This is a genomic window from Nonomuraea glycinis (assembly GCF_035920485.1).
GTDB classification, from domain to species: Bacteria; Actinomycetota; Actinomycetes; order Streptosporangiales; family Streptosporangiaceae; genus Nonomuraea; species Nonomuraea glycinis.
Map to the genome: position 1 here is coordinate 3763337 of NZ_CP109166.1, position 14921 is coordinate 3778257.

16 protein-coding genes and 1 tRNA gene are annotated in these 14921 nt (G+C 66.4%); 9 read left to right on the forward strand and 8 right to left on the reverse strand.

Features of this window, described 5'->3' with window-relative positions; genetic code table 11:
• Positions 1 to 153: 153 nt before the first annotated feature.
• On the forward strand, positions 154 to 1713 hold the full coding sequence (locus OHA68_RS17820; protein ID WP_327108655.1) for an MFS transporter: 1560 nt from the start codon (positions 154 to 156) through the stop codon (positions 1711 to 1713).
• Positions 1714 to 1778: 65 nt separating this feature from the next.
• On the opposite strand, the gene OHA68_RS17825 is transcribed toward OHA68_RS17820, so the two are convergent.
• Both OHA68_RS17825 and OHA68_RS17830 read right to left on the reverse strand, forming a co-directional pair.
• The gene (locus OHA68_RS17825) at positions 1779 to 2798 is read right to left on the reverse strand and encodes an NAD-dependent epimerase/dehydratase family protein (RefSeq protein WP_327108656.1); all 1020 of its coding nucleotides are present in this window, start codon (positions 2796 to 2798) and stop codon (positions 1779 to 1781) included.
• A 336-nt stretch (positions 2799 to 3134) separates the two neighbouring features.
• Positions 3135 to 4916: a bifunctional metallophosphatase/5'-nucleotidase gene (locus tag OHA68_RS17830; protein ID WP_327108657.1), complete on the reverse strand. Its 1782-nt coding sequence runs from the start codon at positions 4914 to 4916 to the stop codon at positions 3135 to 3137.
• Between the two features lie 108 nt (positions 4917 to 5024).
• Here OHA68_RS17830 and mshD point away from each other — a divergent pair, with 108 nt between their 5' ends.
• The gene (gene mshD, locus OHA68_RS17835) at positions 5025 to 5972 is read left to right on the forward strand and encodes a mycothiol synthase (protein WP_327108658.1); all 948 of its coding nucleotides are present in this window, start codon (positions 5025 to 5027) and stop codon (positions 5970 to 5972) included.
• Here mshD and OHA68_RS17840 read toward each other — a convergent pair.
• The 3 genes from OHA68_RS17840 to dcd all read right to left on the reverse strand — a co-directional run bounded on the left by OHA68_RS17840 (position 5905) and on the right by dcd (position 8327).
• Entirely contained in the window at positions 5905 to 6909 is a 1005-nt protein-coding gene (locus OHA68_RS17840) for an inorganic phosphate transporter (RefSeq protein WP_189144302.1), read from the reverse strand. The genes mshD and OHA68_RS17840 overlap by 68 nt on opposite strands.
• Positions 6910 to 6913: 4 nt before the next feature.
• The gene (locus OHA68_RS17845) at positions 6914 to 7531 is read right to left on the reverse strand and encodes a DUF47 domain-containing protein (RefSeq protein ID WP_049567507.1); all 618 of its coding nucleotides are present in this window, start codon (positions 7529 to 7531) and stop codon (positions 6914 to 6916) included.
• 220 nt (positions 7532 to 7751) lie between these two features.
• Positions 7752 to 8327 carry a dCTP deaminase gene (gene dcd, locus OHA68_RS17850; RefSeq protein ID WP_189144301.1) on the reverse strand — a complete coding sequence of 192 codons (576 nt, stop codon included), beginning with the start codon at positions 8325 to 8327 and terminating at the stop codon, positions 7752 to 7754.
• Between the two features lie 102 nt (positions 8328 to 8429).
• Between dcd and OHA68_RS17855 the strand changes: the two genes are divergently transcribed.
• The 4 genes from OHA68_RS17855 to OHA68_RS17870 all read left to right on the forward strand — a co-directional run bounded on the left by OHA68_RS17855 (position 8430) and on the right by OHA68_RS17870 (position 9787).
• Positions 8430 to 8500, forward strand: a tRNA-Gly gene (locus OHA68_RS17855).
• A gap of 303 nt (positions 8501 to 8803) precedes the next feature.
• Positions 8804 to 9178 (forward strand): type II toxin-antitoxin system RelE/ParE family toxin, encoded by a 375-nt coding sequence (locus OHA68_RS17860; RefSeq protein ID WP_327108659.1) that lies wholly within the window; start codon positions 8804 to 8806, stop codon positions 9176 to 9178.
• Between the two features lie 5 nt (positions 9179 to 9183).
• On the forward strand, positions 9184 to 9516 hold the full coding sequence (locus OHA68_RS17865) for a helix-turn-helix domain-containing protein (RefSeq protein ID WP_327108660.1): 333 nt from the start codon (positions 9184 to 9186) through the stop codon (positions 9514 to 9516).
• A gap of 19 nt (positions 9517 to 9535) precedes the next feature.
• Positions 9536 to 9787, forward strand: coding sequence for a PIN domain-containing protein (locus OHA68_RS17870; protein WP_327108661.1), 252 nt, complete (start codon positions 9536 to 9538; stop codon positions 9785 to 9787).
• 208 nt (positions 9788 to 9995) lie between these two features.
• Here the strand turns inward: OHA68_RS17870 and OHA68_RS17875 are convergent, their stop codons facing one another.
• The 3 genes from OHA68_RS17875 to OHA68_RS17885 all read right to left on the reverse strand — a co-directional run bounded on the left by OHA68_RS17875 (position 9996) and on the right by OHA68_RS17885 (position 11799).
• Entirely contained in the window at positions 9996 to 10283 is a 288-nt protein-coding gene (locus tag OHA68_RS17875; protein ID WP_327108662.1) for a helix-turn-helix domain-containing protein, read from the reverse strand.
• A gap of 270 nt (positions 10284 to 10553) precedes the next feature.
• On the reverse strand, positions 10554 to 10916 hold the full coding sequence (locus tag OHA68_RS17880; protein WP_327108663.1) for a hypothetical protein: 363 nt from the start codon (positions 10914 to 10916) through the stop codon (positions 10554 to 10556).
• A 664-nt stretch (positions 10917 to 11580) separates the two neighbouring features.
• A complete protein-coding gene (locus OHA68_RS17885; RefSeq protein WP_327108664.1) occupies positions 11581 to 11799 on the reverse strand; it encodes a hypothetical protein in 219 nt (72 codons plus the stop codon).
• 688 nt (positions 11800 to 12487) lie between these two features.
• On the opposite strand from OHA68_RS17885, the gene OHA68_RS17890 reads away from it, so the two are divergent.
• The 3 genes from OHA68_RS17890 (at position 12488) to OHA68_RS17900 (ending at position 14849) form a co-directional block, all read left to right on the forward strand.
• Positions 12488 to 12883: an SCO4402 family protein gene (locus OHA68_RS17890; protein ID WP_327108665.1), complete on the forward strand. Its 396-nt coding sequence runs from the start codon at positions 12488 to 12490 to the stop codon at positions 12881 to 12883.
• Positions 12884 to 13252: 369 nt separating this feature from the next.
• On the forward strand, positions 13253 to 14026 hold the full coding sequence (locus OHA68_RS17895) for a transposase family protein (protein WP_327108666.1): 774 nt from the start codon (positions 13253 to 13255) through the stop codon (positions 14024 to 14026).
• A gap of 292 nt (positions 14027 to 14318) precedes the next feature.
• Positions 14319 to 14849 carry a hypothetical protein gene (locus OHA68_RS17900; RefSeq protein WP_327108667.1) on the forward strand — a complete coding sequence of 177 codons (531 nt, stop codon included), beginning with the start codon at positions 14319 to 14321 and terminating at the stop codon, positions 14847 to 14849.
• Positions 14850 to 14921: the final 72 nt, after the last annotated feature.

Genomic DNA, 14921 nt, shown 5'->3' on the forward strand with positions numbered 1-14921 from the left:
GAATCATGCTCGGGCTGTGGCGGCCCTACTTCCCGTGGGGTTTGTTCGGCCTTCTGATGCTCGTGGGGTTTGTGGGGACCTCCTGCTTCTCGTGAGAATGTGGACATTCCCGCTGCCTCTCTGGGGCTCGTGGAAGGGCAGGTGTGATCGTTCGTGGTACGTGACGCCCGCCGGCAAGCGCTGGCCGTCTGCCTGGTGGCGGCGTTCATGTCGGGCCTGGACGTGAGCATCGTGAACGTGGCCCTGCCCTCGATCAAGGAGGGTCTGAACGCCTCCGAGGCCGGCCTGCAGTGGACCGTGTCCGGCTACGCGCTGACGTTCGGCCTGCTGCTGGTGCCCGCGGGGCGACTGGGTGACGCGCGCAGCCGCCGGACGGTCTTCATCTGGGGAGCCGGTCTCTTCACCCTGGCCAGCGCGGCGTGCGGCCTCGCGCACAGCATGCCCATGCTGATCGCCTCCCGGCTGGTGCAGGGGCTGGCGGCGGGGGTGCTCAATCCGCAGGTGTCGGGGCTGATCCAGCAGATGTTCCGCGGCGCCGAGCGGGGCCGGGCCTTCGGCGCCCTCGGCGCCACCATCGGGGTGTCCACCGCGGCAGGCCCCCTGATCGGCGGCGCGCTGGTCACGGCGTTCGGCAGCGATCACGGATGGCGATGGGTCTTCCTGGTGAACGTCCCCATCGGCCTCATCATGCTCCCCCTGGCCCACCGCCTCCTACCACCACCCACCCGCCCCCTTCCCGACCCACCCCCTCCCGACCAGGTCCTCCGCGACCGGCCCTCTCCCACCCGCCCCCTTCCCGACCTGCCCCCTACCGACCAGGTCCTCCGCGACCGGCCCTCTCCCGAGCGGCCCCTTACCGACCCGCCTCCTCCGGACCGGTCTCCTTCCGGGCGGCGCTCGGGTGGGCGGCGCGAGAGTATGGATCCCGTTGGAGTGCTGCTGCTCGGGCTGGGGGTAGCCCTGCTGCTTCTGCCCGTCATCCAGCAACACCAGTGGAAGGGCGAGGCCAAGTGGCTGCTCATCCCGGCCGCCCTGCTCGTCCTGGCCGGCTTCATCGTCTGGGAGCGGCGCTATCCCAGGGAGCCGCTGATCGACCTGGCCCTGTTCGCCAAGCGCTCCTACAGCGTCGGCCTGACCATCGCGCTGTTCTACTTCGCCGGCTTCACCGGCATCTTCTTCATCTTCACCCTGTACCTGCAGAGCGGCCTCAGCTACACCCCGCTGATGGCCGGGCTGGCGATCACCCCGTTCGCGCTCGGCTCAGCCTCGGCAGCCGTGGTCGGCGGCCGGCTGGTGACCCGGGCGGGACGGCGCGTCGTGGCCACCGGCCTGACCGCGGTGATCGTCGGCCTGGCCGCGACCATGGCCGCCACCCTCCTGGTGCCCGGCCCGGGCGTGGCCCTTGCGACCGCACTGCCGCTGCTGGTGGCGGGCCTGGGCAGCGGCCTGGTCATCTCACCCAACCAGGCGATCACCCTCTCCGAGGTCCCACCCGAGGGCGGCGGCAGTGCGGCGGGGGTGCTGCAGACCGGCCAGCGCCTCGGCTCCGCCATCGGCATCGCCGCCGCCGGCTCGGTCTTCTTCGGCTCCCTGCCCGAGGGCTGGCCGACCGCCTTCAGACACGGCCTCCTGGTGGTGGCCCTGTGCGTCACCATCGCCCTCACCGCCGCCCTGTACGACCTGATCCGCACCACCAACACCGAGAAGCCCTGAACCAGGACCTCAGCGGCGGCGTCGGTCAGCGTCGAACGGTCCTGAACCGGTCTGCCGATGACCTGTCATTCAGTGCCGAACAGCGTGTCCCGGCGATGGATCCGGTCCATGCCGAGCAGCTCCGCTTCCACGGCGGGATCCAGTCCGACAGCGGGGCGGTCGGCACGCATGGGGGCCTGGCCGCCGATGCCGCGCAGCCATTCCCAGGTGTCCGCCACCGTCTCCTCGACCGGACGGCACCGCAGCCCGGCCGCCACGACCTTGGACGTGTCGCCGCCGTGCATGAAGCCATGGTCCTCGCCCACCAGCCAGATCGGCAGGTCGGTCCACGGCCGCACCCCTGCGGCGAGGATCGCCTCGAAGTCCGTCCACCGCAGCTCGGCGTCGGAGCCGGTCACTTTGACGCAGGCATCCAGCAGCCTTCCCATCGTGGTGAACCCGGGCGGGCTCACCACGTCGTAGGCGCCGCCCAGCCCGCGAGCCGCGGCGTCCAGGCACCACAGGGCCAGATCGCGCGCGTCCACATACTGCAGCCCGAGCTCGGCGGGCTCCGGCGCCAGCACCGGCCCGCCGCGCGCGATCCTGGACAGCCACCAGGGCAGCCGCCCGATGTTCTCGTACGGTCCGAGAATTAGTCCGGCTCGTGCGAGCAGCGCCCGATCCCCGAACGCCGCCGTGGCGGCCAGCTCCCCGCCGGCCTTCATCTCGGCGTAGCCGCCCTCACCGTCATCGGCCGACGCCGCCACCACCGGGGCGCTCTCGTCCGCCCCGTAAGGGACCGGCTGGGCGTAGACCGAGCGGCTGGACACGTACACGTAGTGCCCCGCCCGCCCGGCCAGCAGCGAGGCGGCGTCCCGGACCGCGGACGGCGCCCATGACCAGGTGTCGACCACCACGTCCCACTCGCCCCGCTCCAGCGCCGCCAGCCCGCCGGCCGCCGACCGGTCTCCCCGCAGCCCGGTCACCCCGGCGGGGGGCTGGTGCGTGCCCCGGTTGAACACCGTCACGTCATGCCCGGCGGCCAGCGCCTCCTCGACGAAGGCTCGCCCGACGAACTCGGTCCCACCCAGCACCAATACCTTCATCCCACCACTGTGCCCGCAGGCCCCAAGCCCCGGAACCCGCCCAAGCCGACAGCGGAATCGCCCACAGCGGAAATCCTCAACCCGTGCCCTGCCCTGCTCTGGGCAGTGGGTGGGTTTCGCCCGGCTTAGCCGTACAAGACAGTTATTTTGCTCTTTTTCCTGCAGAAGGGGACTGATGGGCTGATCGGGGGGCAGTGGCGGGAGTGGATGCGGTGGTGGGACGGACGTCATGGCGGAAAGGGGCCGTTAGGACGAGTGCTCTCAGCAGCGTCGGTAGGGGACAGAAGAGGCCCGCTTCTCAGGTGCGTGAGAAGCGGGCCTTTTCGATGTGAGCGGTCAGCCGGTCACGGTGATGCGGCCGGTGGCGGGCGGGGCGATCGGGTTGGCCCTGCCGAGGTGCTCGACAAAGGCGTCGATGTCGAGGGGGCCGCTCCACAGCTCCGTGCCCTCGGTGAAGGCCTGGAAGGCGTCGCCGCCGCCGACCAGGAAGTTGTTCGCGGCGACCCGGATGGTCTGGGTGTCCGTCACGGGCGCGCCGTCGATCTGGATGGCGGAGACCTTGCTGCCCCAGGCGGCGCTCTGGCTGTAGGTGTAGGTCAGGTTCGCCGAGGGCTGGAGGATCTTGGTGAACGCCTGGTTGTTGGGCCCGCCGGTGAACTGCTGCTCCAGCACCGTCTTCAACTGGGCGCCGGTCAGCGTGACGACCTGCATGAGATTGTTGAACGGCTGGACGGCGAACGCCTCTCCATAGGTGACCACGCCGTCGCCCTCACCGGCCGGGGAGCCGGCGTAGGTGAGGGGGGCGCGGACGCCGCCGGGGTTCATCAGCGCGATCTGCGCGTCGCCGCCGGTCTGGGTGGCCGCGAGCTGGGCGTCGGCGATGAGGTTGCCGAGCGGCGACTCACCGGACGGGACGGCCGTGTTGGTGATGTCGGCGGTGATCGTACCGACGGCCCGGTTGGCGACCGGGGCGACGCGGTCCTTCCACGTCTGCACGAAAGTGGAAATCTGGGGATCCGGGGTGATGGTGCGGGTCACGAGGTGGTTGTCCGCCACGACCGAGGCGCGGTCGATGTCCAGGGTCCTGCGGTCCACCTTGAGGTCCACCGAGGTGATGACGCGGCCGAACGAGCCGCCCTGCGAGTAGAGGCGGTTGCGGCCGGCGGGGTCCTTGACCGTGCACAGGTACGCCTGGTGCGAGTGCCCGCTGAGCACCATGTCGACCTCGGCGTCTACCTGCGTGGCGATCCGGCTGCCGGCGCCGGGGACGACGCTGCAGGCGTCGGGGGACTGCCCCGCGGCGACCTGGTCGCCCTCGTGCACCAGGACCACCTGAGCCCGTACGCCCAGCAGCTTGAGCAGCTTGGACGCCACGTTCGTGGCCTTGACCTCGTCGACGAACTTGAGATCCTTGATGCCCTCGGCGGTGACGATGTTCGGCGTGGTCTGGGTGACGATGCCGATGAAGCCGATCGGCACGCCGTTCATCCACTTGACGCTCACCGGCGGCAGCGCGGGCACGCCCCAGTCGGCCAGCAGCTTCTTGACCTGGCCGGGGTGGCCGAGCCCGGCGAGCGCGTCGCTCTTCGCGTGGCGGCTCTTGAACAGGACGTTGGCGCCCACGTAGTCGAACGCCGCCCCCTTCCACCGGCCGGCGGGCGAGCAGCCGTCCACCGGGTGGCAGCCGCCGTTCATGATCCGCTTGAGCTCGGTGTATCCCTCGTCGAACTCGTGGTTGCCGACCGCCGCCACCTTCAGCCCGAGCTTGCCCATGAACTCGACGGACGGCTCGTCGTGGTAGGCGGCGGAGACGAGGGGGGTGGCGCCGATGAGGTCGCCCTGGGCCACCGCGATCGTGTTCCGGTCGGCCAGCGCCTTCATGTGGGCGGCGAGGTAGACCGCGCCGCCGGCGTCGACGGTCTGGCCGTTCTCGTCGATCACCCGGCCGGATGACCCGGTCGGTGGTTCGAGGTGGCCGTGGAAGTCATTGAGTGCCAGCAGCCGGACGGGCACGGTCCGGGGAGCCTTGCTCGCGTCCGCCGGGAGACCGGCGAGCAGGAGTGCGCCAGTGGCGACGGCGCCGGCCAGCGTGAACCGGAGGAGGGAACGGGACGTCATGGCCCAAGACGTTACGACGGGAACCCGTGCAGCCCATGTCGCAAAGGTAACGATTCAGGAGGCCACCGCATGGCGCTATTTGCCAGTGGTACGCCTAGAGTTCGATCTGTGAGTGCGCACGTGAAGATCACAGAGAAGCTGGACGACCAGGAGAAGGACGGCGTGCTGGCCGTCGTCGAAGCGGCGACGGAGGCCGACGGTGTCCGGCCGCTCAGCGAGCACGCGCTGCTGCATCTGCGCTACGGCGGTGACCCGCGCGCCCGCTCCCTGCTGGTCCTGGAGCAGGGCACCCCGGTCGGCTACGCCCACCTGGATCCCCCGGACGACGCCGAGGGCCCCAGCGGCGAGCTGGTCATCCACCCGGCACACCGCCGCAGCGGCCACGGCACGCGACTCCTGCGCTCGACGCTCGACCTGGCGGGCGGCCGCCTGCGGGTGTGGGCGCACGGCGATCACCCCGCCGCCGCCGCGCTGGCCGCCTCGTTCGACTTCGAGCGGGCGCGCTCCCTCTGGCAGATGCGCCGCTCACTGTCCGACCCCCTGCCCGCCTACCACCTGCCGGAAGGGGTACGCCTGCGTACGTTCGTGCCCGGTCAGGACGAGGAGGCGTGGCTCACGGTCAACGCCGCGGCCTTCGCCCACCATCCCGAGCAGGGCGCCTGGACGAGGGACGACCTGATGGTGCGCGAGCGGGAGCCGTGGTTCGACCCGGAGGGATTCTTCCTGGCCGTCCGCGACGACAGGCTCGCCGGCTTCCACTGGACGAAGGTCGACGACTCCGGCTTGGGCGAGGTCTACGTCGTCGGCGTCGACCCCGCCGAGCAGGGCACCGGCCTCGGCCGGGCGCTCACCGTCGCCGGCCTGACCCACCTGCGCTCGCGCGGCCTCGCCCAGGTGATGCTCTACGTGGACGAGGCGAATCCGGCGGCGATCAGACTGTACGAGTCCCTCGGCTTCACCCGGTGGGACGTCGACGTCATGTACGCCGCTACTCCACGATCCAGTGCAGGACGTAGTACGACACCGCCGCCACCAGAGCGGCAGCCGGGATCGTAAGGACCCAGGCGGTCACGATGTTGCCGGCCACGCCCCACCGCACCGCGGACAGCCGCTTGGTGGAGCCCACGCCCATGATCGCCGAGGTGATCGTGTGCGTGGTGGAGATCGGGGCCCCGAATCCGATGGCCGCGCCGTACAGGACCGTCGCCGCGGCGGCTTCGGCCGCGAAGCCCTGCGGCGGGTCCAGCGCGATGATGCGGCGGCCCAGCGTCCGCATGATGCGCCAGCCACCGGCGTAGGTGCCGAGGGAGATGGCGCCCGCGGCGGCCAGGATCACCCACTGCGGGATCGGATCGGTCGGCGACGCGTAGCCGCCCACCAGCAGCGCCAGGAAGATCACACCCATGGTCTTCTGCGCGTCCTGCAGGCCGTGGCCGAGCGCCATCGCGGCGGCCGAGACCGTCTGTGCGTAGCGGAAGCCCCGGTTGGTCTTACCGGGCTGCGCGTGCCGGAAGATCCAGTAGATGGCGATCATGATCGAGGCCGCCAGGGTGAAGCCCACCAGCGGAGAAATGATCATGGGGATGACCACCTTCTCCACCACGCCGTCCCAGTGCACGAGACTGGCCGAGGCCAGCGCCGAGCCGATGAGACCGCCGATCAGCGCGTGGCTGGAGGACGAGGGCAGGCCGAAGTACCAGGTGATGAGGTTCCAGACGATGGCGCCGATGAGCGCCGACGCCACGATCACCAGGCCGTGGGAGCCTTTGGGCGCGTCGATGATCCCGCTGCCCACGGTCTGCGCGACCTGGGTGCCCAGGTGGGCGCCGATGAAGTTCATCGCCGCCGCCATGAACAGGGCGGCCCGGGGCGTGAGAGCGCGAGTGGAGACGGAGGTCGCGATGGCGTTCGCCGCGTCGTGAAAGCCATTGGTGTAGTCGAAGACCAGTGCCACGACGACCACGCCGATGACAAGGGCGAGCGTGAGGTCCACTGAGTTAGCTTTCCTTGACCGCGATTGACTCGACGGTGTTCGCCACATGCTCGAAGGCGTCGGCGGCCTCTTCGAGGGCGTCGATGACTTCCTTCATCTTCATGACCGTGAGCGCGTCGTACTCACCACTGAACAGCTTGGCCAGCAGCCGGCGGTAGACCTGGTCGCCCTGGTTCTCCAGGCGGTTGACCTCGATCCAGTACTCGTTGAGGTTCTTCATCGAGCGCAGCCGGGGCATGGCCTCCGCGGTCAGCTCAGCGGCCCGCTCCAGCACCTCGACCTGCCGGACGACATCTTTGGGGAGATGGTCGATCTGGTAGAGCACGATGAGATCCGACGCCGCTTCCATGGCGTCCATCACGTCGTCGAGGTTCGAAGCGAGGCGGTAGATGTCCTCGCGGTCGAAGGGGGTGATGAAGCTCTCGTTGAGCCGGTTCATGATCGCATGAGTGCGTTCGTCCCCGGCGTGCTCACAGGCGCGCATCTTCTCGGCCAGGGCCTCACGGTCCGAGCCGTCGCTGATGATCTCCACGAGCAGTCGTGATGCGGTGACCAGGTTGTTCGCCGAATCGGCGAACAGGTCATAGTAACTGTCCTCACGCGGCGTGAGACGCAGGCGCACGTCGTTCTCCAGATGTGCGGGGATGGTCCGTGGAAGAGAGTACGGGTTACCAGGCGAAATGCGAACTTCATGTCCTCATCTCCTGGTCGCTACCCCCCGGTATGCCGTACGACACCGTCGTCAGGTTACTCGGGGCTGCACCTCACAACGCAGGCGGGGGACTTCTACCCCATCTTGATGACATCCCCCCTCGACCACCACCCTTTCGGCCGCCTGCACTTCAGATTTTGGTCCGATGGAAGTTACGGAACGATCGCGAAGGCGTGGGCCCACGCTGTCCCTGGTAGCGGGACCCGTACTTCTCCGACCCGTACGGGAACTCCGACGGCGAACTGAGCCGGAACACGCACAACTGCCCGATCTTCATCCCCGGCCAGAGCTTGATCGGCAACGTCGCGACGTTGGACAACTCAAGCGTGACGTGACCACTGAACCCGGGATCGATGAAACCCGCCGTCGAATGCGTCAGCAGACCGAGCCGGCCCAGCGAGCTCTTGCCCTCCAGCCTAGAGGCCAGATCGTCCGGCAGCGAGACGACCTCGTACGTGGAAGCCAGCACGAACTCACCCGGATGCAGAATGAACGGCTCGTCCCCGTCAGGCTCGACCAGCCGGGTCAGATCAGGCTGCTCCACGGCCGGGTCGATGTGTGGGTACCTGTGGTTCTCGAATACACGGAAGAACCTGTCGAGGCGGACATCGATGCTGGACGGCTGGATCATCTCCCTGTCGAACGGGTCCAGCGCCAGCCGGCCGGAGTCGATCTCGGCGACGATGTCGCGGTCAGATAGCAGCACGATGAGCAACTTACCGTGTGACCGGTTCGGCGGGCGTGGGCGCTTTGGCTTGGTGAAGTGGTGGTGGTTTCCGCTACAGTAGAAGCGCGGCTCTGGTCGCATGCGGGTGTAGTTCAATGGCAGAACTTCAGCTTCCCAAGCTGATAGCGCGGGTTCGATTCCCGTCGCCCGCTCTCACTGTGAAAGCCCAGGTAGGCCGATAAATTCGGCGCCTGGGCTTTGATCTTGCCTAGGGCTGTTGATCTCTGCGTGTCATGAGGTCCTTGAGCCCGGCGCCGGACTCGGCGGGCAGGTTGTTGCAGGTGTGGCGCAGGTCGTGAGTGACAAGTGAAGCCCTGCCGAGCTCGGCTCCTTGACCACGTCGACCCACCGCGTACGGCTGAGAGATGAAGCGGACCGAGACGTGTTCATCTCGCATGGTTGCCACACCCTGGATGAATCTGGCTATGCAAAGCTTGGCATATATGCTGAGTTGCATGGGTGAAGAGCTGTACGACATCGAGCTGGAGCCAGCGGTGGAGGCTTGGCTGGACACTCTGTCCGACCGGGATCACGCCGCTGTCGAGGCTGCTGTCGAACGGCTCGCTGAATTCGGCGACCGGATGCCGTACGGCCATGCTCGCGACTTGGGAGACGGGTTGTGGGAGTTGCGCTTCGATATCGCACATCACTCGGTGCGCCTCACCTACTGGCTGGCCGAGGACCGCAGGGCGGTGCTGCTGACCGCCTTCTACAAGACTCGAGACAGGCAGCCGCGTGATGTGGAGCGCGCCCGCAAGGCGATGGCTGAGTGCATGTCCGGCGGCTCGGAGCACGGCGTCGCGCATCGGATCTACGAGGGAAGGGGCTGAAGGAGATGGCCGGGCATAGCAAGTGGAAGACGATCAAGGCCAAGCGGCTTGCCGGTGAGCAGGTGAGTCCCGAGTACGCCGTGATGGTGGAGGAGGCGCGGCTGGGGCAGGAACTCGGCGCGGCCGTCTACCGCCGTCGGATCGAGTTGGGCCTGTCGCAGACGGAGCTGGCCGAGCGGGCGGGCATGACGCAGCCGCAAGTCTCCCGCTTGGAGGGTGGAGCGCACATGCCGACGATTCCGTTGATGGTGCGGTTGGCGGCGGCTTTGGAGATCGACGTGGTGATGCACGGTGATGTCTCCGCGCCTGTGGAGTTTCGGGCCATCGCCGCCGCATGAGTAAAGGGGAGGCCGATCGATGAGTGCCGCCCGCCGGTGGCAGGATGTCAAGGCCGAGGCGCACCGCTGTCACCCCGAGTTGGTGGAACTGGACGCCAGCATTCGCATCCTGGTCCAAACTGTGAGACCGGTGACCGTACGGAGCCTGGACGCTATCCACCTGGCAACAGCTCTCCGCATTCGCTCCCAGCTCACTTCATTCGTCACGTACGACAAACGACTGGCCGATGCTGCCCAGACAGCCGGACTGACCATCGACATGCCTGCCTGAGGCATCTCTCCACCACCAGGATCTCCTGACAGGGTTCCTGGCCGTGGATACCTGAGACGTCGCGCGAGCAGAGCGGTGCCGTCTGCTGCCCAGAGGTCATGATCTTGAATGAGTTCCCGGGCTGACAGCCCGGGTTCGATTCTTGGTCAGCCAGATCTCGGCTTCCTTCTTGGTGGCGAAGGTGTTCGGCGGGGTGCGGTCCACGCCGTCAGGGCCGGGGTATCTCGCCTGGCACCGCCCCGAGGGAAGCTTGCGAATGCGACAGAGCCGGCGCTTGCTCATGCTGCTCTCCTCGTACGGGTGATGATGGGGGAACGAGTCCCGCTGAGATGCAGTCGTTAGGCACGGATTCGGGGATGCAGACCTTGCGCCCGAGGCGGACGAAGGTGATCCGGCCTTCTTCGATGAGGCGCCGAGGGAACCGCTCGCTGGTGCTGAGCCGTTCCGCGACTTCGGCGACGGTCAGCAGGCGGTCAATCGGCCCGCCGGGAAGCATGGCTCATCCCCTCAGTTGCCGAGGGACCTTGGCCCTGTGCTTGGGCTTCGAGTTGGGCCATGCGGGCGCGCCATCGTTGGCGTTCGGCCACGGTGCGCAGGAGACGGACGGCCGGCGGGGGCACGTTGGCGTCGGGGGTTCCGGCGAGGACGCCTTGCCCGTCGACCTGGACGCCGAAGCGGATCACGTGCAGCGGTTCGGCAGGTGATCGCCGTCCTCATGAAACGAAATGAAGCGGACCGTACTTTACTGTTATATGGATATCAATTCTCACAGGTTGTTGAACAAGTCAAGAACATCTTCGAAAGTTGTGATGCCCGCGACAGCTAAAGCAGGCACGGTGATGCCGACCATTGTCGTCCAATATGTAGCCCAGGTGGAATTCCCTGACAACACTTCTTTGCTTAGCTGCTCCGCGATCCAACCAAGCAGAAATGTAGGCCCGATGAACAGGGATACCATGATGATGCCCTGTGGCCAGGGCAAGTCATCATCGGTGGTATACCCAATGGAGTAAACGTACTTTGCTGCCAGGGAAGCCCCAATGACAAACCCTATGGCGCCCCAAATCGCGAACAGTGATTCTCCGGGTTTGCTCTTGTTCCTACCGTCGCCATTCCCCTGGTCCGTCATGCATCTGCCTCCTCGGCAATGACTTCGATCAAGGTGTAATTATATCCGCTGCGACCGGCAAACACAGGCGGATCAGCGTACGCACACTCAAAGGAGGGTGGAGCCTCTTCCGTATGTCGGTCAATACCGGGACGCTGCCACAAGGACGCATCACCCACGCCCAGCTCGCCGCCCTGATCCGCGGACAATGGCCGCCTCCAGGGTGGAGAAGACGCGTAGGCGGCCCTCCCGCCCCGAACAATTCGTTCAGCGCCACGTCCCCAAGCCCGGCTGCACCTCCAACCTGATCCGGTTCTCTGGGGCCTGGTCCCTCATCATTATGTTGAGCAGGGTGCCATAGATGCCTCCGGCGGGGCACCACGTCGGATGATCAGAAGGCAGAGTGCGCGCGGCGCGAAAACCCCCAGTCCAGGGGCCGATCGCCGTGCGATTAGCGTGCAATTAGACAGGGTGACGAGGGGTCAACCACGGTCATTCGCGACCCGCTTTCCACCCAGCTCAGAGCCCTCACGTGCGGTGATCCGTGCAGTTCCCAAGCTGATAGCGCGGGTTCGATCCCCGTCGCCCGCTCCACACCGGGGCCCAGGTCAAAGAGAGCTCTTGACCATGGGCCTTCATCAGGTTTCGGAGTAACCATCTAGACCAAGAATGCCTTCCGGCTTGCTCACTTGGACCGACGCTGTCTGGGGCGATACTGAGCAACACGTTCCGCTGCCATACGTTCCCGCCGCTCTTGATCCGCGATCTCCCGGGGAGTCGGCAGCCGCCGCTTCTCATGCCTGATCGCCAAGCGGATCGTCCAGTAGAGGAAGAAGAACAACAGCGCGGCCGGAACAGCCCATATGATCAACACGAGCAAAATCTCGATGAACCCGATCCCCATCTGCTCCTCCGCTATAGGAGGAACCAGCATGCCTGATCTTACGGACGGCGTCCATCAACGCTCACCGCCTCCAGGAGATACAGGTTTGATCGCATGCCAGATCCGTGCCAAACGGGCGGGGGACCGCGGCCACTCACGGGGACTCGCGGTCAACCAGCCCGCCCTGATCTGCACCCCCGTTATCCCAGCTCAGCCCAGCATGATCAGTAGCTGGTTCCCAGGCTGATAGCGCGGGTTCGATTGCCGTCGCCCCCTCCAATATCCAAGGGCGGTGAGCCGTGTCCGTAGATCGTGAGCACTACACGCTCAGCCTCTGGCGCGCGTGAACGTGGTGACCGCCGCCAAACTCCTGGGAGAATTGGCGATATCACCCGCCTTCGCAGCTCTGCAGCCTTCGCCCGGCACAACGGCACCGCCCCGATCCCCGTTTGAAGCGGAAACGACGACCGCCACTGATCAACCGTGGCGGCAACCGGCAGCTCAACACCAGCTTGCACCGCATCGCGATCATCCAGGCCCGAGTCCTGCTCAAACGACGCCAGGAAACCACCCGAGACACCACCAAAGGCAGCTTCCGCGTCCTGAAACGGCACCTGTCAGACGTGATCTACCGCGCCCTCATCGCCTATCGCCGACCACCTCGCTCACAACCACGGGACATCGACAGGTCCCCAGTAGCTTGGCACCCGTGGAGGAAGAACCTTTAGGCAAACAGGCGGTGCAGTGGCCAGAGCGACGCAAGGACGTCCTCGAAGCGCTACGAGCCTTGAGCGACCGCGACTACCAGAGCCAGTACTGGCGATCCGGGGAAGGACGGCCGGACCTCACCGCTGCCGTGCACTGGCTGATCGACGACACCTCCATCGACCAACACGGCGCACGAGCACTGATCTCCCGCCTCTTCCTTGATCAGCGAGAAGCCGACCTCGTGCAGCTGGTGGTCGACGCCCTCTTGCGCATCCTCGATGACCTCGGCCCTACCGTTCCAGACAACGCCTACCTCGACCATCCGGAGTGGATCAACGTACTCCACTCGGCCCGCGCCGCCTACCTGGCCCTGCGCTCCAGCAAGCACGACTCATGACGAAACTCCGCGCAACGCCCTTGCACATATGAGCGTCAGGCGGGCGGGGTACGCGCGGTACGCGATGAACCCCAGGTCGCGGGCTGATCGTCGTACAATTAGACAGAGTAGCGAGGGGTCAACCGCGGTCACTCAAGATCGGCTTCTCGCCCAGCTCAGCGCCCTGACAAGCCTGGATCATTGCTTTTCCAAGCTGATAGCGCGGGTTCGATTCCCGTCGCCGCTTTATAGTGAACCTTTTCCAGGTTCCGCGGCGAGTGCCCTGGTCGCAGGATGATTGCGATGTCGTGATTCGGCCGGTGACAGCAAGAAGCTCCTGGTAGACGGGTTGATCACCACAATCCACACCGTCGCCACCAGGAGCTTCAGGTGCTTTTCTATCGTGCCGCCGTCGATTTGTCGCATCAGACGCTGAACTACGTGGCCGGGGTGATCCGCAGGCACCGTAAGACGATGAGGTCGATCTGGCGGCGGCTCAAGCCCGGTCGGCAGGCCCTGCTGGTGCTGGTCTACCTGCGCAAGGGCGAGACCTACGCCGAGCTCGGTGCCGGCTTCGGGGTATCGACGACAACCGCGTGGCGATACGTGGAGGAGACGGTGGCGCTGCTGTCGGCCCGCTCGCCCAAGCTCGGCCAAGCACTGCGCAAGGCCCGGCAGGACGGGCTGCACTACCTGGTGCTGGACGGCACCCTGATCTGCACCGACCGGATCAAGGCCGACCGGCCGTACTTCTCCGGCAAGCACCGTGTGCATGGCATGAACGTGCAGGTCATTGCCTCACCGGATGGGACGATCCTGTGGACCTCGGGTGCCCTGCCCGGCAAGGCCCACGATCTGACCGCCGCCCGCATCTGGGGCATTCTGCGTGCGCTGAAGCAAGCCGGGATCATCACCCTGGCGGACAAGGCGTATCAGGGAGCCGAGGGCCCGGTGCTCACCCCGTACAAGGGCAAGGGCAAGCCCGAGTCCCAGAAGCAGGCCAATCGCGCCCATGCCAAGCTCCGCGGACCCGGCGAGCGTGCGAACGCCCAGCTGAAGAGCTGGAAGATCCTCCGAAAGCTCCGCTGCAGCCCGTCAAAGGCGGGCCACCTCCGCAAGGCCATCGCCGTCCTTCAAAACCATCGCGTCGCCCAAGCCGCGTGAGCCTGAAATAGGTTCAGTAGTGAAAGCCCAGGTAGGTCGAGGGATTCGGTACCTGGGCATTGATATTGCCTGGGCCTGTCGATCTTCGAGGGCCACTAGCTTTTGATCACCTCGCCGGTGCCAGCGCTCCGGTGCCTCTCGTCATCAGGGGCTGCGAGTTGCCTTACGGCACTGACCCACAGCCCACAACATTTCCGAAATACCCGGCGTCTGACTGACTATGACCTCACTTACCGAGCACATGAGTCACCACAGAGCCCGCCGATACGGAACCAGGACCAGCGTTGCCTCCTTGGCCGCCTGCCTGACGGTCGTCCTGGGCGGAGGCGTCGCCAACGCAGCCACCGTGGACAGTGCAGTGGCACAGAGCACCACCATCGCGGAGAATGCCGACCGGCTGGACCGGGTCGATTGGGCGTCCGTAGTGGAGCCGAGTCTGAACTGCCCCAAGCCGGGTCGGCATGCCGCCTGGTACGTCGTGCGCGCCCGGGTCGCGGCCGTCGGCGACCTTACCCGTGATGGGAAGCGTGAGACCGTCGTCGTGTCGTCTTGCCCGAGCCCGACATCGAGCAATCCCTTGATCGCCTTTGTCTACGACGGAGCCTCCGGGTCGTCGGCCCCGCACTTGCTCGGGAAGCTCGGGGAGAACCGCTACTTCAGGTCCCTGAAAGTCAGGATCCGGGGCGGGAATGTGCGCCTGTACGGCGAAGCGGTCAGCAAGAAAGCCCCCAGATGCTGTCCAGACTTGATCGTCAGCCAGACCTACAGGTGGGGCGGCGCGACGCTCCGCAGGACGGCGGAGACGGTGAATCCCATCTCGTGACCACTCGACCTAGCCTCCGACCTCGATCACCTGGGGCGTGTCCGAGACAACCCACTCGGTCACACGGAGTCG